Source organism: Pontibacter oryzae, assembly GCF_003576375.1.
Taxonomy (GTDB): Bacteria; Bacteroidota; Bacteroidia; order Cytophagales; family Hymenobacteraceae; genus Pontibacter; species Pontibacter oryzae.
The window spans coordinates 582,868-605,756 of record NZ_QWGE01000003.1; the positions used below are offsets into that span (position 1 = coordinate 582,868).

At 49.0% G+C, this 22,889-nt stretch carries 22 protein-coding genes; 14 read left to right on the plus strand and 8 right to left on the minus strand.

Annotated features, from left to right (window positions below; all coding sequences use genetic code 11):
• Window positions 1-146: 146 nt before the first annotated feature.
• The gene (locus D1627_RS11285) at window positions 147-1,958 is read left to right on the plus strand and encodes a tetratricopeptide repeat protein (RefSeq protein WP_233555603.1); all 1,812 of its coding nucleotides are present in this window, start codon (window positions 147-149) and stop codon (window positions 1,956-1,958) included.
• A 250-nt stretch (window positions 1,959-2,208) separates the two neighbouring features.
• Entirely contained in the window at window positions 2,209-3,915 is a 1,707-nt protein-coding gene (gene recJ, locus D1627_RS11290; protein WP_119432340.1) for a single-stranded-DNA-specific exonuclease RecJ, read from the plus strand.
• A 72-nt stretch (window positions 3,916-3,987) separates the two neighbouring features.
• Here the strand turns inward: recJ and D1627_RS11295 are convergent, their stop codons facing one another.
• Window positions 3,988-4,809 (minus strand): glycoside hydrolase family 25 protein, encoded by an 822-nt coding sequence (locus D1627_RS11295; RefSeq protein WP_119432341.1) that lies wholly within the window; start codon window positions 4,807-4,809, stop codon window positions 3,988-3,990.
• 197 nt (window positions 4,810-5,006) lie between these two features.
• Here D1627_RS11295 and lptB point away from each other — a divergent pair, with 197 nt between their 5' ends.
• The 3 genes from lptB to D1627_RS11310 all read left to right on the plus strand — a co-directional run bounded on the left by lptB (window position 5,007) and on the right by D1627_RS11310 (window position 7,729).
• Window positions 5,007-5,738 carry an LPS export ABC transporter ATP-binding protein gene (gene lptB, locus D1627_RS11300; protein WP_119432342.1) on the plus strand — a complete coding sequence of 244 codons (732 nt, stop codon included), beginning with the start codon at window positions 5,007-5,009 and terminating at the stop codon, window positions 5,736-5,738.
• A gap of 47 nt (window positions 5,739-5,785) precedes the next feature.
• On the plus strand, window positions 5,786-6,166 hold the full coding sequence (locus tag D1627_RS11305; protein WP_119432343.1) for a four helix bundle protein: 381 nt from the start codon (window positions 5,786-5,788) through the stop codon (window positions 6,164-6,166).
• Between the two features lie 72 nt (window positions 6,167-6,238).
• Window positions 6,239-7,729 carry a GH3 auxin-responsive promoter family protein gene (locus tag D1627_RS11310; RefSeq protein ID WP_119432344.1) on the plus strand — a complete coding sequence of 497 codons (1,491 nt, stop codon included), beginning with the start codon at window positions 6,239-6,241 and terminating at the stop codon, window positions 7,727-7,729.
• A gap of 420 nt (window positions 7,730-8,149) precedes the next feature.
• Here the strand turns inward: D1627_RS11310 and D1627_RS11315 are convergent, their stop codons facing one another.
• The 4 genes from D1627_RS11315 to gltX all read right to left on the minus strand — a co-directional run bounded on the left by D1627_RS11315 (window position 8,150) and on the right by gltX (window position 11,355).
• Window positions 8,150-8,350, minus strand: a complete 201-nt coding sequence (locus tag D1627_RS11315; RefSeq protein ID WP_119432345.1) for a hypothetical protein — start codon at window positions 8,348-8,350, stop codon at window positions 8,150-8,152.
• Between the two features lie 82 nt (window positions 8,351-8,432).
• Window positions 8,433-9,200 (minus strand): TIGR00266 family protein, encoded by a 768-nt coding sequence (locus tag D1627_RS11320; RefSeq protein ID WP_119432346.1) that lies wholly within the window; start codon window positions 9,198-9,200, stop codon window positions 8,433-8,435.
• A 117-nt stretch (window positions 9,201-9,317) separates the two neighbouring features.
• Window positions 9,318-9,761: a hypothetical protein gene (locus D1627_RS11325; protein WP_233555604.1), complete on the minus strand. Its 444-nt coding sequence runs from the start codon at window positions 9,759-9,761 to the stop codon at window positions 9,318-9,320.
• A 52-nt stretch (window positions 9,762-9,813) separates the two neighbouring features.
• The gene (gene gltX / locus D1627_RS11330; protein ID WP_119432347.1) at window positions 9,814-11,355 is read right to left on the minus strand and encodes a glutamate--tRNA ligase; all 1,542 of its coding nucleotides are present in this window, start codon (window positions 11,353-11,355) and stop codon (window positions 9,814-9,816) included.
• 189 nt (window positions 11,356-11,544) lie between these two features.
• Between gltX and D1627_RS11335 the strand changes: the two genes are divergently transcribed.
• The gene (locus D1627_RS11335; protein ID WP_119432348.1) at window positions 11,545-12,567 is read left to right on the plus strand and encodes a YihY/virulence factor BrkB family protein; all 1,023 of its coding nucleotides are present in this window, start codon (window positions 11,545-11,547) and stop codon (window positions 12,565-12,567) included.
• 335 nt (window positions 12,568-12,902) lie between these two features.
• Here D1627_RS11335 and D1627_RS11340 read toward each other — a convergent pair whose 3' ends face one another.
• Window positions 12,903-13,283 (minus strand): RidA family protein, encoded by a 381-nt coding sequence (locus tag D1627_RS11340; RefSeq protein WP_119432349.1) that lies wholly within the window; start codon window positions 13,281-13,283, stop codon window positions 12,903-12,905.
• A gap of 47 nt (window positions 13,284-13,330) precedes the next feature.
• Between D1627_RS11340 and D1627_RS11345 the strand changes: the two genes are divergently transcribed.
• Together D1627_RS11345 and D1627_RS11350 are read left to right on the plus strand one after the other, a co-directional pair.
• Window positions 13,331-14,008 (plus strand): 3-hydroxyacyl-CoA dehydrogenase family protein, encoded by a 678-nt coding sequence (locus D1627_RS11345; protein WP_119432350.1) that lies wholly within the window; start codon window positions 13,331-13,333, stop codon window positions 14,006-14,008.
• Between the two features lie 101 nt (window positions 14,009-14,109).
• Complete coding sequence (locus tag D1627_RS11350) at window positions 14,110-14,736, plus strand: hypothetical protein (RefSeq protein WP_147383282.1); 627 nt, start codon at window positions 14,110-14,112, stop codon at window positions 14,734-14,736.
• Window positions 14,737-14,785: 49 nt separating this feature from the next.
• On the opposite strand, the gene glmS is transcribed toward D1627_RS11350, so the two are convergent.
• Window positions 14,786-16,621, minus strand: a complete 1,836-nt coding sequence (glmS, locus tag D1627_RS11355; RefSeq protein ID WP_119432352.1) for a glutamine--fructose-6-phosphate transaminase (isomerizing) — start codon at window positions 16,619-16,621, stop codon at window positions 14,786-14,788.
• 288 nt (window positions 16,622-16,909) lie between these two features.
• Window positions 16,910-17,722: a glycogen/starch synthase gene (locus tag D1627_RS11360; RefSeq protein ID WP_119432353.1), complete on the minus strand. Its 813-nt coding sequence runs from the start codon at window positions 17,720-17,722 to the stop codon at window positions 16,910-16,912.
• A gap of 137 nt (window positions 17,723-17,859) precedes the next feature.
• Here D1627_RS11360 and panC point away from each other — a divergent pair, with 137 nt between their 5' ends.
• The 6 genes from panC (at window position 17,860) to D1627_RS11390 (ending at window position 22,739) form a co-directional block, all read left to right on the plus strand.
• Window positions 17,860-18,714: a pantoate--beta-alanine ligase gene (gene panC / locus D1627_RS11365; protein WP_119432354.1), complete on the plus strand. Its 855-nt coding sequence runs from the start codon at window positions 17,860-17,862 to the stop codon at window positions 18,712-18,714.
• 95 nt (window positions 18,715-18,809) lie between these two features.
• Window positions 18,810-19,157, plus strand: a complete 348-nt coding sequence (panD, locus tag D1627_RS11370; protein ID WP_119432355.1) for an aspartate 1-decarboxylase — start codon at window positions 18,810-18,812, stop codon at window positions 19,155-19,157.
• 9 nt (window positions 19,158-19,166) lie between these two features.
• Window positions 19,167-20,213: a lysylphosphatidylglycerol synthase transmembrane domain-containing protein gene (locus tag D1627_RS11375; RefSeq protein WP_119432356.1), complete on the plus strand. Its 1,047-nt coding sequence runs from the start codon at window positions 19,167-19,169 to the stop codon at window positions 20,211-20,213.
• Window positions 20,197-20,688, plus strand: a complete 492-nt coding sequence (rfaE2, locus tag D1627_RS11380) for a D-glycero-beta-D-manno-heptose 1-phosphate adenylyltransferase (RefSeq protein WP_119432357.1) — start codon at window positions 20,197-20,199, stop codon at window positions 20,686-20,688. Before D1627_RS11375 ends, rfaE2 begins: the two co-directional genes overlap by 17 nt.
• 4 nt (window positions 20,689-20,692) lie before the next feature.
• Window positions 20,693-21,373: a zinc metallopeptidase gene (locus D1627_RS11385; RefSeq protein WP_119432358.1), complete on the plus strand. Its 681-nt coding sequence runs from the start codon at window positions 20,693-20,695 to the stop codon at window positions 21,371-21,373.
• A 226-nt stretch (window positions 21,374-21,599) separates the two neighbouring features.
• Window positions 21,600-22,739: an acyl-CoA dehydrogenase gene (locus tag D1627_RS11390; RefSeq protein ID WP_119432359.1), complete on the plus strand. Its 1,140-nt coding sequence runs from the start codon at window positions 21,600-21,602 to the stop codon at window positions 22,737-22,739.
• The last annotated feature ends 150 nt before the right edge of the window (window positions 22,740-22,889 follow it).

Below are 22,889 nucleotides of genomic sequence, written 5' to 3' on the forward strand. Positions count from 1 at the left end.
AAGAGTGGCTCTTTTCGTTGGCGCCAAGTATAAATCCATATGGCGCAGGCAAATCTGCCGATTAAAATCAAACTGATTAAGTATATTGATAGTTAATGAAGTATGGCAGCCATAAAACTCGGCCATAATTTTAGAGACGTATGCAGATGAAGCTACTTTATACCTTGTTGCTCCCGCTTTTCCTGTTGCTTGCTGCGCCAGCCGTGCAGGCGCAGCAGCAGGACTTGGAACTTGCCCGCGAGTACTTTAGTCAGGGAGACTATTCCAAAGCCGAAGCCCTGTACGGAAAGCTGATAAACGACCAGCGGCTGTTCCACGTGGTGTACCCCGACTACCTGAAGACCCTGCTGGCCCAGCGCGACTACAAGGAGGCCGAGAAGCTGGTGAAGAAAACCATGAAGCGCTACCCGGAAAACCCCGGCTATGAAATTGACCTTGGGTTGGTATACCAGGCAAGCGGGGATAAAGCTGGTGCCGAGAAGCAGTTCGACAAGCTGCTGGAAAGTATGAACCCCCAGGAGGTAATTGTGGTGGCCAACGTGTTTATGCAGCACGACCTGTTTGATTATGCCGAGAAAGCATACCTGCGCGGGCGCCAACTCGGCAACGACCCTAACGCCTTCAACCGCCCGCTGATAGCGCTGTATGCCTACCGACAGAAAACAGATAAGCTAATCCCCGAAGTGTTAAACCTGCTACAGGAAAACGAGAACGAGTTGGGGTACGTGCAAAGCAGGCTGCAAAACAGTTTGCAGGAGGAGAAGAATGCCAACCTGCTGGAGAATGAACTGATCCTGCGCGTGCAGCAAAACCCGAATAAGCTGGCTTATAACGAAATGCTGATCTGGCTGTATATCCAGCGCAAAGACTTTTACAGCGCCCTGATGCAGGCCCGGGCTGTAGATAAGCGTACCCGCAGCGGCGGCACGCGCGTGATGGACTTAGGGGCCATCAGCCTGAAAAACGACGACTATCAGGGCGCTATTGAGGCATACCAATACATAGTGGAGGAGTACCCTGAGGGGCCATACTACCTTGCCGCCCGGCAGCGGCTCATACATGCCCGCGAGGCTCAGGTGCAACATACGTTTCCGGTGGACCGCGCAAAGATACAGGCACTGATCGCTGATTATGAGGCGCTGCTAAACGAGGTTGGCCGGCGCCCGGAAACGGCAGAGGTGTTGCAGCATATGGCCAGCCTCCACGCCTTTTATCTCGATGACAAAGACAAGGCAATTGCACTACTGCAGGAGGCTATCCGGATGCCACGCGCCAACCCGGCGCTGGTGGCAGAGAGCAAACTCACGCTGGGGGATATATACCTCTTGAAAGGAGAGCCGTGGGAAAGTACGCTCCTGTACTCGCAGGTGGAGAAAGAGCAGAAAGAAACTCCGATCGGGCATGAAGCCAAGTTACGGAATGCCCGCCTTAATTACTACAATGGTGACTTTGAGCTGGCGCAAGCCCACCTGGATATCCTGAAGCTGGCCACCAGTCGCGAAATAGCCAACGATGCCATGGACTTGAGCCTGCTGATAACAGATAATACCGGCCTGGATACCTCTGCCGTAGCCATGCAGGAGTATGCGGCAATTGATCTGCTGATATTCCAGAACAAGGTGCAAGAAGCTTTAACGGCCCTGGACGTCCTGCTGCAAAAGTACCCTGGCCATAGCCTGACGGATGAAGTATACTTCCAGAAGGCAAAGCTTTATGAGCGTATAGGTGATTTTGGAAAGGCAGTGGAGAGCTTGCAGCAGATCGTGAGCAACCCGCAATATGATATCTTAAGTGATGATGCACTCTACATGATAGGGCGCATTTACGAGGAAAACCTGAAAGACAAAGACAAGGCGCAGCAGCTTTACAACGACCTGCTGGTAAAACACCAGGGCAGCATTTACACCGCAGAGGCACGCAAGCGCTTCCGGAAGCTGCGCGGCGATAAGCTTAACTAAAGCCGATCAGCTAAAAAAAATAAAAAGGATAAGTATAAAAACCAGGAAGAACCCATACATGATCAGGTCCAGGGAATAATTTTTATACTTTTCGAAAAATCGTCTGAATCGTTTCACTGCTATTCCTGTTGTACTAAGCAAAAGTAACAAAATTACCGCAAAGAGATTTTGGACAGAGGCATCCGCTCACCCATTATCATGTTAAAATAGCTACCTTTGCGGCCAGACTATAGTGTAGTGCAGTAAGTTTATGGAGAAAAGGTGGGTTATTAGCCAGGAGGCACCGGCAGAGGTAGTGCAGCAGCTGACAGAGCAGCTGAAAATCAGTTCGACGTTGGCTTCCATACTTTGCCAGCGCGGTATCTGCACCTTCGACGAGGCCAAGCACTTTTTCCGGCCATCCTTACAGGATCTGCACGACCCTTTCCTGATGAAGGACATGGCCAAGGCTGTGAACCGCCTCAACAACGCACTGCACTCCAACGAGAAAATCCTAGTTTATGGCGACTACGACGTGGACGGCACCACTTCGGTGGCGCTCATGTATGGTTTCCTGCGCAATTATACCTCCAACATCGATTTTTACATCCCCGACAGGTACAAAGAAGGCTATGGCGTTTCGAGCCAGGGTATAGAATGGGCCGCTGAAAACGGCTTTAATCTGATCATTAGCCTGGACTGCGGCATCAAGTCGGCGAATAAGGTGGCTGAGGCTACCGAAAAAGGCATCGACTTCATCATCTGCGACCACCACCTACCTGATGAGGACATACCCAAAGCCGTGGCAGTGCTCGACCCAAAGCAGGTAGACTGTCCGTACCCATACAAAGAGCTGTCGGGTTGCGGCGTAGGCTTTAAGCTGCTGCAGGCATTTTGCATACAGAACGATATTGAGCAAGAGGAAGTATACAAGCTGCTGGACCTGCTGGTGGTAAGTATAGCCGCCGATATTGTGCCCATTACTGGCGAGAACCGCATACTGGCATACTATGGCTTGCAGCACCTGAACGGCCCGCAGCCGATGCGCCCCGGCCTGGATGCGCTGAAAGAGCTGGCCGATATCCGCAGCGAGATGGATATTACGAGCATTGTATTTGGTTTTGCGCCACGCATTAACGCAGCCGGCCGCATGGGCGATGCCAAAAACTCGGTGCGCATGCTGTTGGCCCAAACCAAGGAAGAAGCCTTTAAAATGGCCGACATCATTAACGAGTCCAACAAAGCCCGCCGCGATAAAGACAGTAACATTACCAAAGAGGCTTTACAGATGATTGCCCAGGATGATTTTCTGCGCGGGGCTAATTCTACGGTGCTGTTTAAGGAAACCTGGCACAAAGGTGTGATCGGAATTGTGGCGTCGCGCTGCATCGAGCATTACTACCGGCCTACCATCATACTTACACAATCAAACGGCAAAGCGTCAGGCTCAGCTAGGTCGGTGCACGGCTTTAATGTGCATAGCGCCATAGAGAGTTGCTCAGACCTTTTGGAGCAATTTGGAGGGCACATGTATGCGGCAGGCCTAACGATGCCTGTGGAGAACGTACAAGCCTTCAAAGAGCGCTTTGAGCAAGTAGTAAGCAGTACTATCACTGAAGAGCAGAAAATTCCACAGATCGAGATCGATGCGCCTCTGAACCTGAAGCAGATCACGCGCAATTTCTATAACATTGTGCGGCAGATGGAACCGTTTGGCCCGGGAAACATGCGCCCGGTGTTTGTGTCGGAATGTGTGTATGATACCGGCAGCGTGCGCGTGGTCGGCGATTCGCACCTGAAGCTGCGCCTCACCCAGGACGGTTTCACCAGCATCGACGCCATTGGCTTCGGCCTCGGCGATTACTACGACAAGATCAGCAAAGGCATTCCGTTTGATGTTTGCTACACGATCGAGGAGAACGTATACCGTGGGGTTATCTCCCTGCAGCTGCGCATCAAAGACATCCGTATTAACTAAGAAAGGCTCCTGATAAGGGAGCCTTTCTTAGTTAATCTAATAATTAGCAATAAACAATTTAGCAATTAATTGTTACGGTTGCGGCTGCACGTGCTTTAGCTGTTTCAGGGGGCTGGCCAGGTCAGCGTATGAGGCTAGCTGGGGCAGGCACAAGGAGCTGAGCTGGTCAAAGTCGCCGGCAAAGAAGTTGATGTCCACAGCAGAGTTGATGCCCGAAATGGAGCCGCGGTCAGTGTACTGCCAGAACATCCAGCTGTCGGTATGGTGGATATCGGGCTTAATGTCGCTGTAGCGGGCAATCCAGAAATGATACTCCGGAAAGTGGCCCTGCAGGTAGCGGCGGTAATAGTTCTGGCTGGTATAGATAATCGGCTTAACACCATAATGCACCGTTACGCCCTCCAGCCAGGTGCGAATGTCCTTACGTAGCTTTTCGGTGCTCACTCTTGGGTCCGATACCTCAATATCGAGCACTGGCGGCAGGTCGCCGGCTTCCAGGGTTACAGTGCTGGTAAACAGGTTTATCTGGTCTTGCACGGCCGCCTCGGGTTTGTAAAAATGATAGGCACCGCGCTTGATGCCGTGGCGTTTGGTTTCCTCCCAGTTGCGGGCAAAGTATGGGTCTAGCCGGAAGTCGCCCTGCGTAGCCTTCACAAACGCAAACGACACCTCCGACTCACGCACCAGCGACCAGTCTACTTCCTTTTGCCACCGAGATACATCAATGCCTTTTACAACAGTAGTGTTGCTCGAAGCCGATGCCGCCGCTTTGGATTTATCATCTTCGTCGGGTAAGCCTGTATTGCCTGGGGAAACATTTACCAAGCTGGAGTATAGCAGTAAGCCAGAAAAAGCGAGCTTCTGAAGTGAGAAAGATAATAAGGTAAACGGCATAAGGTAAGGTTGTAGATGTAAGGGTGTTACAAATTAAATATTAATCCGGCACGAGGCAATAGGCAAGCCTAATGATTATACAGTTTGTTGAATTCTTTTTAATAGAAATTTTCTAATATAGAAGCCGATGCATTGCCCTGGCCTGCCAGCTGGCACACACGTTGCACGATGCAGGCTTTATGTGTAAATTAGCCACGATGATACTGAGAGCAGAACACCTGATAAAGAAGTATAAATCGCGCACAGTTGTAAACGACGTGAGCGTAGAGGTTAACCAAGGCGAGATTGTGGGGCTTTTGGGGCCAAACGGAGCTGGTAAAACCACATCCTTTTACATGATCGTAGGCCTGGTGAAGCCCAACACAGGCAAGATATTCTTGGATAAAGAAGACATTACCAGCCTGCCCATGTATAAGCGCGCCAAAAAAGGTGTAGGTTATCTGGCGCAGGAGGCCTCTGTGTTCCGGCAGCTTACAGTAGAGGAGAATATCCTCTCGGTGCTGGAAATGACGGATTTGCCAAAGCAGGCGCAGCGCGAAAAAGTAGAAGAATTGCTGGAGGAGTTTTCGCTTACGCACGTGCGCAACAACAAAGGGATCGTGCTGTCGGGCGGGGAGCGCCGCCGCACCGAAATTGCCCGCGCCCTAGCCGTAGACCCGAAGTTTGTACTGCTCGATGAGCCCTTTGCCGGCGTAGACCCCATTGCCGTGGAGGAAATACAAGGCATCGTAGCTAAGCTAAAAAACAAAAACATCGGCATCCTCATCACCGACCACAACGTAAACGAAACGCTTTCCATCACCGACCGCGCTTATCTGCTCTTCGAAGGCAAGATCCTGAAAGCCGGCACCGCCGAAGAACTGGCCGCCGACGAACAGGTGCGCCGCGTATACCTCGGCAAACACTTCGAGCTGAAGAGGAAGATATAAATTGTTGAATTGATAATTGTTGATTGTTTTTTCTCGTATGCGGTCCTATGCAAGAGAGAAAACATTTGCAGTTAAACGATCTGGAGGCATACAAGGTAGCTTTTGCCTTAAGCAATTTTGTTTGGTTCAGAATAGAGCAGTGGGATTATTTCGCCAAGAAAAGTATTGGGATACAATTTGTTACAGCTGTAGATAGCGTGTCAGCAAACATTGCGGAAGGGTTTAGCCGAAATGGTAAAAAAGATAAGATTAATTTTTACCGTTATGCCAGAGGGTCTGTTTACGAGTGCTTGGATTGGAATGAGAAAAGCCGTGTCAGGAAGTTGCTAGTGCAGCAAGATTATGACCACATCTTTGTGGCCTTGCAAAAATTGCCTAAGCTAATAAATGGTTTAATAAAAGTAACCAATGATAATCTTAGCGATTAGCCTAAAACAATCAACGATTAACAATCAGCAATTACAACCTTGGAGATAATCAATTCAATTTTAACGTGGGTGATGAAGAAGCGGATCCATGACATCGATCTGTTTCGGAAATACCCGCACGAAGTACAGCTGGAGCTGTTTCAGGGCCTGGTAGGCACGGCAAAAAATACCGAATGGGGCAAGAAGTATGGCTATAGCGATACCTTGAGCGTGAGAGAGTTTCAGGAGCGCGTGCCCGTTAGCACCTACGAGGACCTGTATCCATACTTTGAGCGCGTTATGAAAGGCGAGCAAAACCTGCTGTGGCCTGGCAAGATAGACTGGTTCGCCAAGTCGTCGGGTACTACCAACGCGCGTAGCAAGTTTATACCTGTAAGCCAAGAGTCTTTGGAGGACTGCCATTATAAAGGCGGCAAAGACATGCTCTCTATTTACGTAAACCTGTACCCCGAAACCAAACTCTTTACCGGCAAGGGCCTCTCTATAGGTGGCAGCCACCAACCCAGCGAGCTAAACGCCAAAGTATCCTGCGGCGATGTGTCGGCGGTGATTATGCAAAATCTTCCTATCTGGGCCGAAGCCATACGCACCCCGCCACTCAAAATAGCCCTAATGGACAAGTGGGAGGAAAAGATTGAGAAGATGGTGGAGGTAACCGTGCCCGAGAACGTGACCAGCATGAGCGGCGTACCCACCTGGACCTACGTGCTGCTGAAGCGCATACTGGAAGTGACTGGCAAGAGTAATATTATGGAAGTATGGCCTAATCTGGAGCTGTTCACGCATGGTGCCGTAGCTTTCGGGCCGTACCGCCAGCTGTTCCGCGACATCATCCCATCCGAAAAAATGAATTACCTGGAGGTATATAATGCTTCGGAAGGCTTCTTCGGGATACAGGACCAGGCCGGCACCGAAGACGAAATGCTGCTGATGCTGGATTATGGCGTGTACTACGAGTTCATCCCAATGGACCAGTTTGAGGAGGAGCAGCCCAAAACCCTGACGCTGGACGAAGTGGAGCTCAACAAGAACTATGCGCTGGTTATTTCTACCAATGCAGGTCTGTGGCGCTATAAGATTGGCGATACTGTGCGCTTTACAAGTATAAATCCGTACCGAATTAAAATATCTGGGCGCACCAAGCACTTTATAAATGCCTTCGGCGAGGAAGTGATTGTGGAGAATGCCGAAGAAGCTATTACCAAAGCTTGCCAGGCCACAGGAGCCGTTATCTCTAACTTCACGGCAGCGCCCATTTACCTGGAAAGCGACAAGCGTGGCGGGCACGAATGGCTGATCGAGTTCGAGAAGGAGCCTAGCAGCCTGCAAACCTTCACCGAGGTGCTGGACGAAACGCTGCGCACCGTAAACTCCGACTACGACGCCAAACGCCAAAACGACATTGCCTTGCAAAAGCCTTTGGTGCATGCCGCCCCGGAAGGCACGTTCCTGAACTGGCTGCGCCACAAAGGCAAACTGGGTGGCCAGCACAAAGTGCCCCGCCTCAGTAACACCCGCGAACACTTGGAAGAGATCATGCAGGTGAATGGAATGGAAGCGTAGGGAGTTAGAGAGTTTAGGTGTTAGAAAGTTAGAAAGTTAAAAGGTTAGAAAGTTATACCTGGTATCCCGCAAGTTTAGCAGAGCGTAACTTGTGGGTTTGCATGGCTGCAAGTTTTCAACTTGCTTTCTGCTCCGCAGAAAAGTATGGCTCTACCTAAGCATCTCATCTAAACATCAATAGGTTTATACTCTACAAATTATACTTCAATGTATTGTAACCCAAACCGCCCGGCAAATATAAACCTGTCGGGCGGTTTGGGTTTTAGGAGCTTCCGGGTAATTGCATTCCTCCGCTGGTGCGAGCTTGCAGCTCGTACCTTAAACGATCAGAAGTATAAAGTATAAGAAATGCAAAGTGCCCGGCAGTTTTATACCTGCCGGGCATTTTAAATTAATAAGCTTGTACTTATGTTATTAATACTACCTAAAGGAGTAAAGTGCGGCAACAAGGCCTGCACTCAGGAACAGAAGCAAAAAAACGTTAGCTACAACAGGTACCTTTTTGTCTTTGATCTCCTTATAGCGCACGAAGTTAGTCGTTAAGATGGCAAGCAAAATAAGGTTTACAATAGTCAGCGCTTTATTAATAGGCTGCCATACATTGTTGATACCTGTTGTCATAGGTTGTTAGTTGATTTTTATGAAAGTAATATAACAAATCAAAGAAATTGTCGCATAGTTCCTGTTCCTAAGTAGTGGACTGCTATTCCATAAAGCTGCTGAAGAAGCCGCCTTCCTTGTTGGCATTCTCGCCTCTAGGCATAAGCGCCTCAATCAGCTTTTTCACTGGCATAGATTGCAGCCATACTTTGCCTGTACCGCGGAGCGTTGCCAGGAACAAGCCTTCGCCGCCAAAAATCATGGACTTTAAGCCGCCAGCGCGCTGTACGCTAAAATCTATACCTTCCTCAAATGCAACCACACAGCCTGTATCCACGCGCAGGGTTTCGTTATTCAGGTGCTTTTCCACGATGGTACCGCCAGCATGTAAAAAAGCGAGCCCATCGCCTTGCATCTTCTGAAGTATAAAGCCCTCGCCGCCAAATAGCCCGGAACCAAATTTTTGGTTAAAGTGGATGCTAAGCTTGGTGCCTAGCGCAGCTGCCAGAAATGCGTCTTTCTGCGCAATTAAAGTATGGTTTCGGATGGTGCTCAGGTTTACGGGCAAGATGGTGCCGGGGTAAGGAGCCGAGAAAGCCACGCGGCTCTTGCCGTAGCCGCGGTGGGTAAAGTGCGTCATAAACAGCGATTCGCCGGTAATCATGCGCGAGCCCGCAGAAACAAGTTTGCCCAAAAAGCCCTGGCTTGGGTTGGAGCCATCACCCATTTTTGTCTGGAAATCAATGCCGTCTTCCATGTATACCATGGCGCCCGCTTCGGCAATCACCGTTTCGTTAGGGTCAAGCTCAATTTCCAGTACCTGTATGTCGTTGCCAAATACCTTGTAATCTATCTCGTGTGAATTTCTCATAGTTTTGCAGATGTTGTGTGATAATAGAAAGATAGCGAATTAAATAAAAAAGCGGAAGCGGTTGTCGCCTTATGTGGCATCCCGCTTCCGCCTTGCATTTATACTTGCCGTCGCTGCTCAGTCTTCCTCCTCGTCATCGTCGTCATCGCCTTTTTTGCGTTTGGCTTTGGGCAGTGTTTTATCATCTTCCTCATCGGAGGTGGCGTTGGTGTTGCGCACAAAATCCTCGTCGGTCTCCTCGGCTTCCTCATTTTCCTCCACATGGAAAGCCTCTTCTTCTTCGCGTTTGGCTTTCTCGGCGGCATTGCGCTTCATCAGCTTTTTGTCATCCACGTTTTGATTCAGGAAGTCATTAATTTTGTCGATGCTGTAGTTCGATATGATCTCACCGTGCTCATTCACTTTAATCTCAAAGCCCTCCAAGTCTTTGTGCACCCGCGACTTTTTCTTCTCGTTTTTACTTTCCTTTTTATTCTTAGCCATGATGTTGCTCGTCTGGTTATACTTTAGATGTATAAGCAAGGCAGGGCCAATTTGTTGCAGCGGCTGGGCAAAGGGCATTAAAAAAGGCTGACCCACGGGCCAGCCTTTTTATACTTCAGTGATTTATGTGTTATTCTGAAACGTAGCTGTTCAGTTTACTGATAGCGGTTTCGATGCGCTGCATCGTTTCCTCGCGGCCAATCACCTCGATGATGTGCATCAGGTCTGGGCCGGCCTCAGCGCCGGTTACAGCCAGGCGAAGCGCCTGCATTACCTGCCCGATTTTCATGCCGTGGCGCTCTAGTACGTTTAGCAGCAGCTCTTTTATCGTATCGGCGTTGAAGTTTTCCAGCGATGGCAGCTCGTTCTTGAAATCCTCGAAAACGGCAACCGACTGGCTGTTCCACTTCTTAGAGGCCACTTTCTCGCTATACTCCTCCGGCGCTACAAAGAAATACTCAGCCTCTTTCCAGAAATCCTGCGGAAACGACACACGCTCCTTCATCAAACCGGCAATTTTCTCGGCTTTCTCCTGCGTTGTGCTGATGCTATGCTCTTCCAGTGCTTTGATCAGGTAGCCTGCCAACTCGCTGTCTGGCTTGGCGCGCAGGTACTGCTCGTTAAACCAACGGGCTTTTTGTATATCGAAACGTGTACCGGACTTGCCAATGCGCTCTACAGTAAACTCCTGAATCAACTCATCCATTGAAAACAACTCCTGCTGTGTACCTGGGTTCCAACCTAAAAAGGCCAGGAAGTTGGTAAAGGCTTCCGGCAGGTAGCCGCTCTCACGGTAACCCGACGATACCTCGCCGGTGTTCGGGTCTTGCCAACGCAGTGGGAACACCGGGAAGCCCAGTTTGTCGCCGTCGCGTTTGCTTAGCTTGCCGTTTCCGTCTGGCTTTAGCAGCAGTGGTAAGTGCGCAAACTCAGGCATAGTATCTTCCCAGCCTAGGTAGCGGTACAACAGCACATGCAGCGGCGCAGACGGCAACCACTCCTCCCCACGGATCACGTGGGTGATCTTCATCAGGTGGTCATCCACGATGTTGGCCAAGTGGTAAGTCGGCATTCCATCAGACTTCATCAATACTTTATCGTCTATGGCAGAAGAGTGTACCATTACCCAGCCACGGATCATGTCTTTCAGGCGTACTTCCTCTTTGCGGGGCACCTTCAAACGGATCACGTACGGGTCGCCGGACTCCAGGCGCTTGGTTACCTCATCCTCAGGTAGCGTGAGCGAGTTTTTCATCGTCATGCGCGTAATGGCGTTGTACTGCGGCGTGGCAACCTTGGCGGCTTTTAAGCGCTCGCGCATTTCCTCCAGCTCCTCGGCTGTATCGAATGCGTAGTAGGCATGGCCATCGTTTACCAGTTGCAGGGCATACTGCATGTACATGGGCTTGCGCTCCGACTGGCGGTAAGGGGCGTAAGGGCCGCCTTTCCATGGGCTTTCGTCCAGCTCAATGCCGCACCACTCCAACGACTCGCGGATATAGTCCTCGGCGCCGGGCACAAAGCGGTTCTGGTCTGTATCCTCGATGCGGAGGATCATTTTGCCGCCTGTTTTCTTGGCCAGCAAAAAGTTATACAGGGCAGTGCGCACACCACCGATATGGAGAGGCCCGGTTGGGCTTGGGGCAAAGCGTACTCTAACTTCTCTTTCCATGTATAGTTATCTGATTCAGATCGTTCAAATTCGGTGCAAAGGTACAAAATAAAGTATCGTTTCGGTAATGGTAAAATAGTGCGCGCGCTGCAAAAGGCTAATTATGCCCACACAGGCAGGAAGATGTTCATATATAACATAAACATAGTGGCCAAATTGCGTATCAGCAAGTAAGAAAAGCCGCAAAGTATGGTTAAGAAGCGCGCATGGTTAATCTGGGGCCTGTTAAAAGAAACCGGGCTTGAGTTTATCGACAACAACTCCTTTCAGAAGGGAGCGGCGCTGGCCTATTATACTATTTTTGCGCTGCCACCCATGCTTATCATTATTATTAGCGCTGCAGGCTACTTTTTTGGAGAACAGGCAGTATCTGGGGAGATTTATTACCGCATCAAAGAGCTAATTGGTACAGAAGGGGCCTACTCAGTGCAGAAAATGGTGGAGAACGTAAATGAGTTTGGGGCTTTTAACCTGGCTGCGCTGGTTGGGGGCTTTGCGCTTTTTATTGCAGCCACAGGGGTATTTATCTCTCTGCAATACTCCCTCAACGAGATTTGGCATGTAAAGCCAGTGCCCAAGCGTGGTTACATCAAGCTAGTGCTGGATCGGGTGCTTTCCTTTGGTATGATACTGACCATTGCCATTGTACTACTGCTCTCATTGCTGGCCAATACCATTTTGGTGGCAATCGGCGATTTCCTGACAGCGCGCTTTTCTGGATGGGTAGTGTATGTGTTGCATGCAGCTAACTTTATTTCTGCTTTTCTGCTAATGTCATTCCTTTTTGCCTGTATCTACAAGTTTTTGCCAGATGCTAAAATAAAATGGCGCGATGTGGCGGTAGGGGCCTTAGTTACATCCTTGTTATTTGTCCTGTTTCGTGGGCTGATCGGGTTATACTTAGGCAAAAACGATGTAGGGTCCGTGTATGGCGCGGCTGGCTCTATCGTGGTTATACTTACCTGGGTGTTCTTTACCTCACAGATTATATTCTTTGGGGCAGTTTTTACATTTGTATACTCCCGCAAGTATGGCTATAACATTTACCCATCAGATTATGCCGTGCGTGTGATTAGGCAGGAAGTAGAGGCAGGCAACTCGGCTGTAAACGCGGAGCCAGGCAAGCACGAGAAAGAGGTATACGGAGAGCCTGAGGATGTGCTGCAAAAGCCCACCGACGAAGGCGAGAAGGCAGAAGGAGCAAATATTTAGGAAGTTGGGAAGTTTTAGAAAGGTAGAAAGTTAAGGAGTTAGAGAGGGGTGGGGATTTGGGTGTTTTGGTTCGCAAGTGTATTTAGCGCTGATGGTGAACTTGCCGTCTGCTCTGTGTACATGTTGGGCTGATTAACTTGTAGTGACAGGCCGTGACCTGTCCGCACCTTATCTGGAGCTATGAATTTGTACTTAGGCGAAAGCAACAAAAGTATCTGCCTTTAAACTCATACATAGGTGCCTGGCGAATACGGCAAAGTATAAAAGCGGCGAAGGACAAAAAAGCCATACTTAGCTCCTTTGCCCTTCGCCGAAAATCTTATGCCTTCAGAAAACTACTTGGTAGCGATGCAGGAAATCTCCACGTTCACATCTTTTGGCAGGCGGCTCACCTCTACCGTCTCGCGGGCTGGCGGGTTGCTGGTAAAGTAGCTGCCGTAGGTCTCATTAATTTTGCCAAAATTGTTCAGGTCTTTTACGAAGATGGTACACTTTAGTACGTTGCTGAAGTCCATACCGGCCTCTGTAAGTATGGCCTGCAGGTTCTGCATTACTTTGTGCGTTTCGTTCTCGATGCTGTCGTTTACCAGGTCGCCGCTCTCGGCGTCCAGCGCTATCTGGCCCGAAACGTATAATGTTCCGTTGGCTAAAGTTGCTTGGCTGTAAGGGCCGATCGGGGCGGGAGCCTTCGGGGAATTGATGATGGTATGTGCCATAGTGGATTCGTTTTAGTTTGTATCTTTACCATCAAAAGTACAGAAATATGCATATAGTTGTTTTATCTGGTCCTGAAATGGCCGCCGAATTCCAGCAGAAGTTTCCGGAAGGGAAAGAAGGTATAACCTATACTTTTTTACACAGCCACAGCTTGCAGGATGAGCAACTGAAGCCCTCCGACATCGTGTTTGACTTCCTGCTGCACGAGCAGCCGGAGCGCCTAAGCCTGTACGCGCCGGAGCAGGTGGTGTTTTGCCATGCCGTTATGGTGCAGCTGGCTGCGCTGGTAAAAGAGGCAGGCCTGGAGCGAACCTGTACTTTGATAGGGTTTAACGGGTTGCCAACGCTGTTTAACCGCGAGGTGCTGGAGGTGAGTTTGCTGAATACCCAAGATGAGCCAACGCTGAAGCAAGTATGCCAGGCGCTGGGCACTGCATATTTGTTGGTAGAGGACCGCGTAGGTATGGTAACGCCCCGCATGATCTGTATGATCATCAACGAAGCCTGCTATACTTTACAGGAGCAAACCGCAACAACAAACGACATAGACCAAGGCATGAAGCTCGGTACTAACTACCCCAAAGGGCCATTTGAGTGGGCAAACCAGATAGGAGTAGCCAATGTGTACCATGTGCTGCAAGTCGTGTATGAAGATACTAAAGAAGAACGCTACAAAATATGTCCGCTCCTGAAAACGAAATACCTTAAGGGTGAGCGTTTTTAAAGTATAAACCATTGATAGCAAAAGGAGCAATGCCGCCATCGGTACTGCTCCTTTTTAGTATTGGGCAAAAGTATAACACAGTTCGACTTACAAGATATCAGATGAAAATAGTACTTCTGGCAAGTATACTTTGCCTGGCAGGTATAGGCGCAGTAGCTCAGGATGCGGCAAATTACCAGGTTGTTATTGATGGCAAGGCCACAGATATAGCCTTAGGTAAGGCCCAAAAAGTAAAGCTAGCCAATGGCAAAGAATTAGAGCTAACAATAAAGCAGAAGGATATACTTACTTACCAGGATGACTGGGTTTCTCTGCAATACCCCAAAGCGCTGCAGCCAACCATTGCCACTCCTGACCCGCAACTGGAACAGGTAACGTTGGTAACTGCCAACGGCAACGGCATGCTGCTGCAAAAGTATAAAACCATTAACCCCACCGAGCTGGTAGACCTGATGCTGCAGGAGATAACCGAAGGCGAGATGAACTTTGGTTACACGCGCTCAGAGGAGGCTTATGAGCTTAAATTGCAGTCGGGGCACAAGGCTAGAGGCAAATCGGTGGTGCTGAAGCACGGTGGCCAGGAGCAACGCTACACTGTGGCGGCCATCGGAAGCAAAAACAAAATTGAAGGCATCATCTTCATGACGATGCTAAACCCTGGGTATACTTCTGAAGATACCGAGGCCATCTGTCTTTTCTTGGATACGTTGGCATACAGGCGTAAATAAAAAAGGGAGCTGTTAAGGCTCCCTTTTCTGTTTTATACTTTGCTAGCGCTTACTCCACTGTTACAGACTTAGCCAGGTTACGTGGCTGGTCCACATTGCACCCGCGCATTACCGCTATATGGTAAGACAATAGCTGCAACGGAATAACGGACAGCAGCGGCATCAGGTGCTCGCTGGTTTCTGGTATCTCAATCACGTGGTCGGCCATGGCCGGGATGGTTGTGTCGCCTTCGGTAACAACGGCAATCACTTTTCCTTTTCTGGCCTTCACCTCCTGCACATTCGAAACGATCTTCTCATAAGAGCTATCCTTGGTAGCAATTACCACTACCGGCATCTGCTCATCAATCAAAGCAATCGGGCCGTGCTTCATTTCGGCGGCTGGGTAGCCTTCGGCGTGTATGTACGAGATCTCCTTAAGTTTCAGGGCGCCTTCCAGGGCAACCGGGAAGTTATAGCCACGGCCCAAGTATAGGAAGTTGGTGGCGTCCTTGTACTGCTCCGAAATTCCTATGATCTGCTCGTTAAGCTTTAGGGCTTCCTCCACTTTAGCAGGGATCGTCTCCAGCTCCACCATCAACTCGCGCAGTTTGGTGGTTTCTAGGGTGCCGCGCTTGCTACCGATAATCATGGCGATAAGCGTAAGCACAGTAACCTGCGCCGTAAAGGCTTTGGTGCTGGCAACGCCAATCTCAGGGCCTGCATGCGTATAAGCGCCTGCATCGGTGGCGCGCGCAATAGATGAGCCTACCACGTTGCAGATACCGAATATAGTAGCACCTTTAGATTTGGCAAGTTCCAGGGCAGCCAGTGTATCGGCCGTCTCTCCTGACTGCGAAATAGCGATTACAATATCACGCTCGCTGATGATCGGGTTACGGTAACGGAACTCGGAGGCATACTCTACTTCTACAGGGATGCGCGCCAAATCCTCGATCAGGTACTCGGCTACAAGACCGGCGTGCCACGATGTGCCGCAAGCCACAATGATAATTCTGCTGGCATTCGCGAACTTGTTTTCAAACTCACGGATACCGGCCATCATCAGGTGGTCGCTTTCGGCAACCATGCGCCCACGCATGCTGTCAAGTATAGAGCGGGGCTGCTCAAATATCTCTTTCAGCATGAAGTGCTCGTAGCCGCCTTTCTCAATCGACTCCAGCTCCATTTCCAGCTTCTGCACGTAAGGCGTTTGCTGCACATCTTCCTTGGTACGGATATCTAGTTGCCCGTTATTGATGATAGCCAGCTCGTAGTCGTTAAGGTATACTACCTCGTTGGTGTACTCGATAATAGGCGTTGCGTCAGAAGCCAGAAAGTACTCGCCTTCGCCGATGCCCACTACCAACGGGCTACCTTTTCGGGCGGCGATCAGTTGGTTCGGGCTGTCTTTTGAGAGCACCACAATAGCGTAAGCGCCAACCACCTCGTGCATAGCCAGGCGCACGGCCTCCGGCAGGGTGCAGTTGTTGTGCGCACGAATGTCCTCGATCAGGTTAATAAAAACCTCTGAATCTGTTTCTGATTTAAAAGTATGGCCTTTCTCAAGCAATAGCTTCTTTAAGGAAGCATAGTTCTCGATGATGCCGTTGTGGATGATGGCGATATTGCCGGAGGTTGAGTAGTGCGGGTGCGCATTCTCATCATTTGGCTCTCCATGCGTTGCCCAGCGGGTGTGGCCCATGCCAATGCTGCCGTGGGTATCCTGAGTAGCAATAAATGCCTCCAACTCGGCTACTTTGCCTTTTTTCTTGTAAATGTTCAGGTCGCCGTTCATCAGGGCGATGCCTGCACTGTCATATCCTCGGTATTCGAGCCTTTTCAGGCCTTTAATGATAATTGGACTCGCTTCCCGATGTCCAACGTAAGCTACAATTCCACACATAGGTTATATCAATAAATTCTCATAGGTACACACAAAGGTACTTCTTTCTTTAATATCTGAATAGTGAGGGTGCGATATCGTTATACTTGTAGCACGTTTATAAAGCTTAAAGCCAAGAGTATAAGTTATTTACGGGAAAACAAAAAAGGCTGCCGCTTCTACATGAAAATGTAATGTAAGCGGCAGCCTTTTGTAATTTTATGTTATAACGCTAGTGCGTTTATTCTTGCGTGCCGCGCTTTAACTCACGAATAGTACAAGAAACGGCAGTAATGCGATGCAAGTAGTTTATTTGCTAAGCTCGTTGTACAGGTTATAGTAATTATCCAGCAAGGTATCATCGGCAGAAACCGTACTAATGGTTTTCTTCTTCATGAAGTCCGTGAACAAGGCGTTCATGTTATCTCCGAAGTTCTCGTTAGTTTTAATCACCGAGTCAGCATACTCCATGCCGCACTTAATAAAGCCGTCAATGTCTGTTGATTGCAGCTCGGTTAGCATACTGTCGTCAATGTCCAGCATTTTTACCTTCTCAAGCAGGTCTGCGTCAAACTTATGGGAGTAGTTGTGGTTATATACTGTAAACATCGACTTGGCGTCCTTAAAGATAGGATCCTTTTTGTACGTGGTTTTCAGGTACATCGGGATCAAACCAGTCATCCAGTCGTTGCAATGCACGATATCCGGCGCCCAGCCCAGCTTCTTTACTGTTTCCAGCACACCCTTGCAGAAAAAGATGGCGCGCTCGTCGTTGTCTTGGTGGAACTTGTTGTTTTTATCTACGAAAACTGATTTTCTATGGAAATAGTCTTCGTTATCAATAAAATAAACCTGTAGTTTCGCGTTCGGGATGGAAGCCACTTTAATAACAAGCGGTTTCTCGTCTTCGCCAACAGCGATGTTGATTCCTGAAAGGCGTACTACCTCATGCAAACGGTTTTTGCGCTCGTTAATCAGGCCGAACCGCGGAACAAAGATTCGGATCTCCATTCCCCGCTCTTGCATCCCCTGTGGCAGCGTCTGTAAAAACTCTGCTACTTTCGTGGTCTGTAAGAAGGGATTGATCTCGGTGGCGGCGTATAAGATTCGCAATTTTGACATGGGTATGTAGTTAAAATTTATTAAGCAACAGTAATGGGACGTGCAAAATTAGTATTTTTTATTCTAATTTTCAATTTAATACACTATAACTTACTTTTGCCGGCTTTACCTTTGCATTACACAGATATATCCTCAACATGGAAGTTATAGAGCAGGTTAGTGTCATCCGGGAGCGTACGCAAGCCTTACGCTGCAACGGCAAGCGTATTGGTTTTGTACCAACCATGGGCGCTCTGCACGAGGGGCACCTGCAACTGCTGCGCGCCTCGGCTCAGGAGAACGATATAACCGTTTGCAGCATTTTCGTAAACCCCACGCAGTTCAATAACCCGGACGATTATAAACTGTATCCGCGCACCATGGAGGAGGATATCGCGCAACTCAAAACGGTTGGCTGCGACATTCTCTTTGCTCCGCAGGCAGTGGATGTATATGTACAACAGCCGCTTATGCAGTTTAGTTTCGGAGCGCTGGAGACGGTAATGGAAGGCGAGCACCGTCCAGGCCATTTTAACGGTGTTGCCACAATCGTTGGCAAGCTTTTTCACTTCGTGCAGCCGCACAAGGCATACTTTGGCCAGAAAGACTTGCAGCAGGTAGCCATTGTAAAACAGCTGGTGCAAACCCTTAGCTTCGACTTAGAGCTGGTGCGCTACCCAACCATCCGTGAAGCAGACGGCCTGGCTATGTCCTCCCGCAATACGCGCCTGGATGCCGCCCAGCGCCAGACAGCCACTGCGCTGTATAAGGCGCTGCAGTTAGCCAAAAGCCAGCTGGGACAAAAGCCATTGTATAGTATAAAAGCAACTGTAGAGGCCTACTTAACAGATAAGGATCAGGTTAAGCTGGAGTATTTTGAGATAGCCGACCCGGATACTTTGCAGCCTTTGGCTGTGGTAGAGGCAGGGCAGGAAGTGGCGCTTTGCATCGCTGCCTTTGTGGGCCCCGTTCGCCTGATTGATAACATTCTGGTGAATTTAAACGGAGTATAGTTTGTTTGGCCAACAGATGCCTTTAAGCAGCTTTAGGTTTGGTAGTTAATATGCTGCCAATTGCCTAACTTTGCGCTTTATTACAAAAGTAAACCATGTATATTGAGGTTTTAAAATCCAAAATCCACCGCTGTAAGGTAACACAGGCCGAGCTGCACTATGTAGGCAGTATCACCGTAGACGAGGACCTAATGGACGCCGCTAACATCGTGGAGAATGAGAAAGTACAGATCGTTAACATTAATAACGGCGAGCGTTTCGAGACTTACGTGATCAAGGGAGAGCGCGGTACCGGTACCGTATGCCTTAACGGACCTGCCGCCCGCAAGGTGCAGGTTGGCGATATCGTGATCGTGATTTCTTACTGCAGTATAAAGTTCGAAGACGCCAAAAACCACACGCCTACGCTTGTGTTCCCAGATCAGCATAACCGCCTGGTGTAACGCCATTTCATGAAAAAACTGCTCTCGCTTCTGAAGTATGCGCTGCTTTTAGGTGTATCCGCATTTCTGATGTGGTATGCGCTAAAGGAGCTTGATTTTCAGAAAATGTGGGCAGAGCTGCAAAACGCCAACTATGGCTGGGTGCTGCTGTCGGTGCTGCTAGGCATACTAGCCTATATAAGCCGTGCCGTAAGGTGGCAAATGCAGATACGGCCAACTGGCTACAGCCCGCCGCTGCGCAACACCTATAATGCCATGATGGTAGGCTATCTGGCTAATCTGGTACTGCCGCGCATGGGCGAGGTAGTGCGCTGCAGCATGCTTCGCCGCTCCGATAACCTGCCCGTGAATACCGGTTTCGGCACCGTCATCGCGGAGCGCATCATCGACATGGTGATGCTGCTAATGGTGGTTGGGCTTACCTTTCTGATAGAGTTTGGCCGCATCCGCGACTTTTTCCTCGGTCTTTTCTCTGATAAGTATACAAACGTAGAGCAAAGTATAAGCTCGTTTTACTGGGTGTTCTGGGTAATGCTCGGAACAATACTAGCTATTCTGTTCATCAGCTTACGCTACTTAAGCCGCTTACGCAAAAATTCATACTTTCGGAAGGCGGTTAACTTCGTGCGCGGCATGCTTAAAGGCGTTTTCAGTATTACAAAGCTTGATAACCAAGTAACCTTCTGGGGCCATACAGTGTTTGTGTGGCTGATGTACTATGGCATGAGCTTGGTGGTTTTCTATGCGCTGCCTGCTACGGCAGGTTTGGGATGGGGAGCTGCGCTTTCTGTTCTCTTAGTGGGCACACTGGGCATGGCCGCACCTGTGCAAGGGGGTATTGGCGTGTATCATTTGCTAGTGCAAGCTACTTTGTTGCTTTATGGTGTCCCTAAAGAGGCTGGTATGGCCTATGCGCTGCTGGCCCATACCTCGCAAACTCTTTTGGTAGTTGTAATGGGAGTGATTAGTTTTATGGCAGGTTTTCTGGGCCGCCCGAAGGCGGTAACAGTAAAGCAAAGCCACGCTAATGCAAGCTCTCATGAATTCAAAAGATAAAATTTACACCCTTCCGCAGTTGCTGGAGCAAGTGCAAACCTGGCGCGACCAGGGCCAAATAATCGTGTTTACAAATGGGTGCTTCGATCTGTTGCACCTTGGTCACGTCGATTACCTCGAGAAAGCAAGACAACTTGGCGATAAGCTTATACTTGGGCTAAATACTGATGCCTCCATTAGCCGTATAAAAGGCCCAAGCAGGCCGTTGCAGGACGAAATGTCACGCGCGCGCGTTATGGCATCCCTTTTGTTTGTGGATGCCGTAGTACTTTTTAACGAGGATACACCGTTAGAGCTTATCGAAGCGATACAGCCAGATATCCTAGTAAAGGGCGATGACTATGCCGTGGCGCAGATTGTGGGCCATGAGGTGGTGCAGGCGCGGGGCGGAGCGGTTAAAACGGTGCCACTCGTTAAAGGCTACTCCACTACAAACATCGTAAAGAAGATAGAGAACAACTGTAATTTAAATTAAAACTATGCTCGGAATATATTTCATTGGTATCGTTTTTATGCTCATAAGTATGGGCGTAAGCGCCAAGCTTAAAAGTAAGTTCAAGGAATACTCCCAAACGCCGTTAAGCTCGGGCCTGAGTGGCCGCGAAGTGGCCGAAATGATGCTGCGCGATAACGGCATCACAGACGTAAAGGTAATGTCGGTGGCAGGGCGCCTGACAGACCACTATAACCCTTCCGACAAAACTGTGAACCTGAGCGAGTATGTGTACGAGGCGCGCAGTGCCGCCGCCGCTGCTGTGGCAGCGCACGAATGCGGGCACGCCGTGCAGCATGCCAAAGCCTATGCCTTTCTTAAGTTTCGTTCGGCCATGGTGCCTGCGCTAAGTATAGCCTCGCGCTACATGCAGTGGATCATCTTGATCGGTATCTTTATGCTGCAGGCCACTCCGGTGCCTTTGGCGATAGGTGTAGCGTTGTTCGGCCTTACCACAATCTTTAGCTTTGTTACGCTGCCGGTAGAGTTTGATGCCAGCAAGCGTGCGCTGGCTTGGATAGACCAGCGTGGCATCGTGACGACGCAGGAGCATGCCATGGCGAAAGATGCCCTGAAGTGGGCAGCCCTAACATATGTGGTGGCAGCTTTAGGTTCGTTGGCAACTTTGCTATACTATGTGTCACTGTTAATGGGGCGCCGCGACTAAAAATTATTTAAAACTGATAAATTGTACTTGCGCCGCCTGCTGCTTCTGCACTGGCGGCGCTTGCTTTTTTTAGGCATTTGTAACCTGTAGAGGTTAAATGTGTACAAAACGGTGGTGGCGCACAACAATTATTAGAATATCAGGTTGAATAAATGCAACTGAATTTCATAGTTTTGTACCGGAATTAAAGTAAACTAATCAAACTATTATCCTTTAGATACTACATATGGATTTTCAATTAACAGAGGAGCAGTTAGCAGTACAGGCTGCCGCCCGTGACTTTGCCCAAACAGAGCTGTTGCCAGGCGTTATTGAGCGCGATGAGCATCAGAAATTCCCAGCCGAGCAGATAAAGAAGATGGGCGAGCTGGGCTTTTTGGGTATGATGGTTGACCCAAAGTATGGCGGAGGCGGCATGGATGCCGTTTCTTACGTGCTAGCCATGGAAGAAATCTCTAAAGTGGATGCCTCTGCGTCTGTGGTGATGTCTGTAAACAACTCGCTTGTTTGCTGGGGTCTTGAAACTTTCGGCACCGAAGAACAGAAACAAAAATACCTGACTAGGTTAGCTACCGGAGAGATTATTGGCGCATTCTGTCTTTCTGAGCCTGAAGCCGGGTCTGATGCAACCTCGCAGCGCACCACTGCCGAGGACAAAGGAGATTACTATTTGCTGAATGGTACAAAAAACTGGATTACCAATGGTAGTACGGCTTCCGTTTACCTGGTAATTGCACAAACTGACGTAGAAAAAGGCCACCGTGGCATTAATGCCCTCATTGTAGAGCGCGGTATGGAAGGTTTCGAAGTTGGACTAAAAGAAAATAAATTAGGAATTCGTGGCTCAGATACCCACTCTTTAATGTTTACTGACGTAAAAGTACCAAAAGAGAATAGAATCGGTGAGGATGGCTTCGGGTTCAAGTTTGCGATGCAAACACTGGCTGGAGGTAGAATTGGTATTGCTGCCCAGGCACTTGGCATAGCCTCTGGCGCTATGGAGTTAGCGCTTAAGTACTCTAAGGAGCGTAAGGCTTTTGGTGTAGAAATCTCAAAGCACCAGGCAATACAGTTCAAATTGGCAGATATGGCAACAAATATTGAAGCAGCTCGCCTGCTGTGCCTGCAAGCTGCTCACGACAAAGATGCACACTTGGACTACGGCAAGTCTGGCGCAATGGCTAAGTTATTTGCTTCTAAAGTAGCTATGGAAACAACTGTAGAAGCAGTGCAAATACATGGTGGTTACGGTTTCGTAAAAGAGTACCATGTAGAGCGTTTAATGCGTGATGCAAAAATCACACAAATCTATGAGGGTACCTCTGAGATACAGAAAATAGTAATTTCGAGAGAATTGCTCAAATAAAAAACGCCTTAAATTGCTGTTTCTATGTGAATTGAGCTATAGATAGTCTTTTCTGAATTAAAATTAATTTTAAAAATTATTTTGAATTTTATAAAGATTAATCTTAGCTTTAAGCCAAAATTAAGGGTTTATAGTATAAAAGTTAGTTGG

Coding starts and splice junctions, on each gene's coding strand:
- D1627_RS11285 (WP_233555603.1), top strand. CDS start 147: ATGAAGCTACTTTATACCTTGTTGCTCCCGCTTTTCCTGTTGCTTGCT.
- recJ (WP_119432340.1), top strand. CDS start 2,209: ATGGAGAAAAGGTGGGTTATTAGCCAGGAGGCACCGGCAGAGGTAGTG.
- D1627_RS11295 (WP_119432341.1), bottom strand. CDS start 4,809: ATGCCGTTTACCTTATTATCTTTCTCACTTCAGAAGCTCGCTTTTTCT.
- lptB (WP_119432342.1), top strand. CDS start 5,007: ATGATACTGAGAGCAGAACACCTGATAAAGAAGTATAAATCGCGCACA.
- D1627_RS11305 (WP_119432343.1), top strand. CDS start 5,786: ATGCAAGAGAGAAAACATTTGCAGTTAAACGATCTGGAGGCATACAAG.
- D1627_RS11310 (WP_119432344.1), top strand. CDS start 6,239: ATGAAGAAGCGGATCCATGACATCGATCTGTTTCGGAAATACCCGCAC.
- D1627_RS11315 (WP_119432345.1), bottom strand. CDS start 8,350: ATGACAACAGGTATCAACAATGTATGGCAGCCTATTAATAAAGCGCTG.
- D1627_RS11320 (WP_119432346.1), bottom strand. CDS start 9,200: ATGAGAAATTCACACGAGATAGATTACAAGGTATTTGGCAACGACATA.
- D1627_RS11325 (WP_233555604.1), bottom strand. CDS start 9,761: ATGCCCTTTGCCCAGCCGCTGCAACAAATTGGCCCTGCCTTGCTTATA.
- gltX (WP_119432347.1), bottom strand. CDS start 11,355: ATGGAAAGAGAAGTTAGAGTACGCTTTGCCCCAAGCCCAACCGGGCCT.
- D1627_RS11335 (WP_119432348.1), top strand. CDS start 11,545: ATGGTTAAGAAGCGCGCATGGTTAATCTGGGGCCTGTTAAAAGAAACC.
- D1627_RS11340 (WP_119432349.1), bottom strand. CDS start 13,283: ATGGCACATACCATCATCAATTCCCCGAAGGCTCCCGCCCCGATCGGC.
- D1627_RS11345 (WP_119432350.1), top strand. CDS start 13,331: ATGCATATAGTTGTTTTATCTGGTCCTGAAATGGCCGCCGAATTCCAG.
- D1627_RS11350 (WP_147383282.1), top strand. CDS start 14,110: ATGAAAATAGTACTTCTGGCAAGTATACTTTGCCTGGCAGGTATAGGC.
- glmS (WP_119432352.1), bottom strand. CDS start 16,621: ATGTGTGGAATTGTAGCTTACGTTGGACATCGGGAAGCGAGTCCAATT.
- D1627_RS11360 (WP_119432353.1), bottom strand. CDS start 17,722: ATGTCAAAATTGCGAATCTTATACGCCGCCACCGAGATCAATCCCTTC.
- panC (WP_119432354.1), top strand. CDS start 17,860: ATGGAAGTTATAGAGCAGGTTAGTGTCATCCGGGAGCGTACGCAAGCC.
- panD (WP_119432355.1), top strand. CDS start 18,810: ATGTATATTGAGGTTTTAAAATCCAAAATCCACCGCTGTAAGGTAACA.
- D1627_RS11375 (WP_119432356.1), top strand. CDS start 19,167: ATGAAAAAACTGCTCTCGCTTCTGAAGTATGCGCTGCTTTTAGGTGTA.
- rfaE2 (WP_119432357.1), top strand. CDS start 20,197: ATGAATTCAAAAGATAAAATTTACACCCTTCCGCAGTTGCTGGAGCAA.
- D1627_RS11385 (WP_119432358.1), top strand. CDS start 20,693: ATGCTCGGAATATATTTCATTGGTATCGTTTTTATGCTCATAAGTATG.
- D1627_RS11390 (WP_119432359.1), top strand. CDS start 21,600: ATGGATTTTCAATTAACAGAGGAGCAGTTAGCAGTACAGGCTGCCGCC.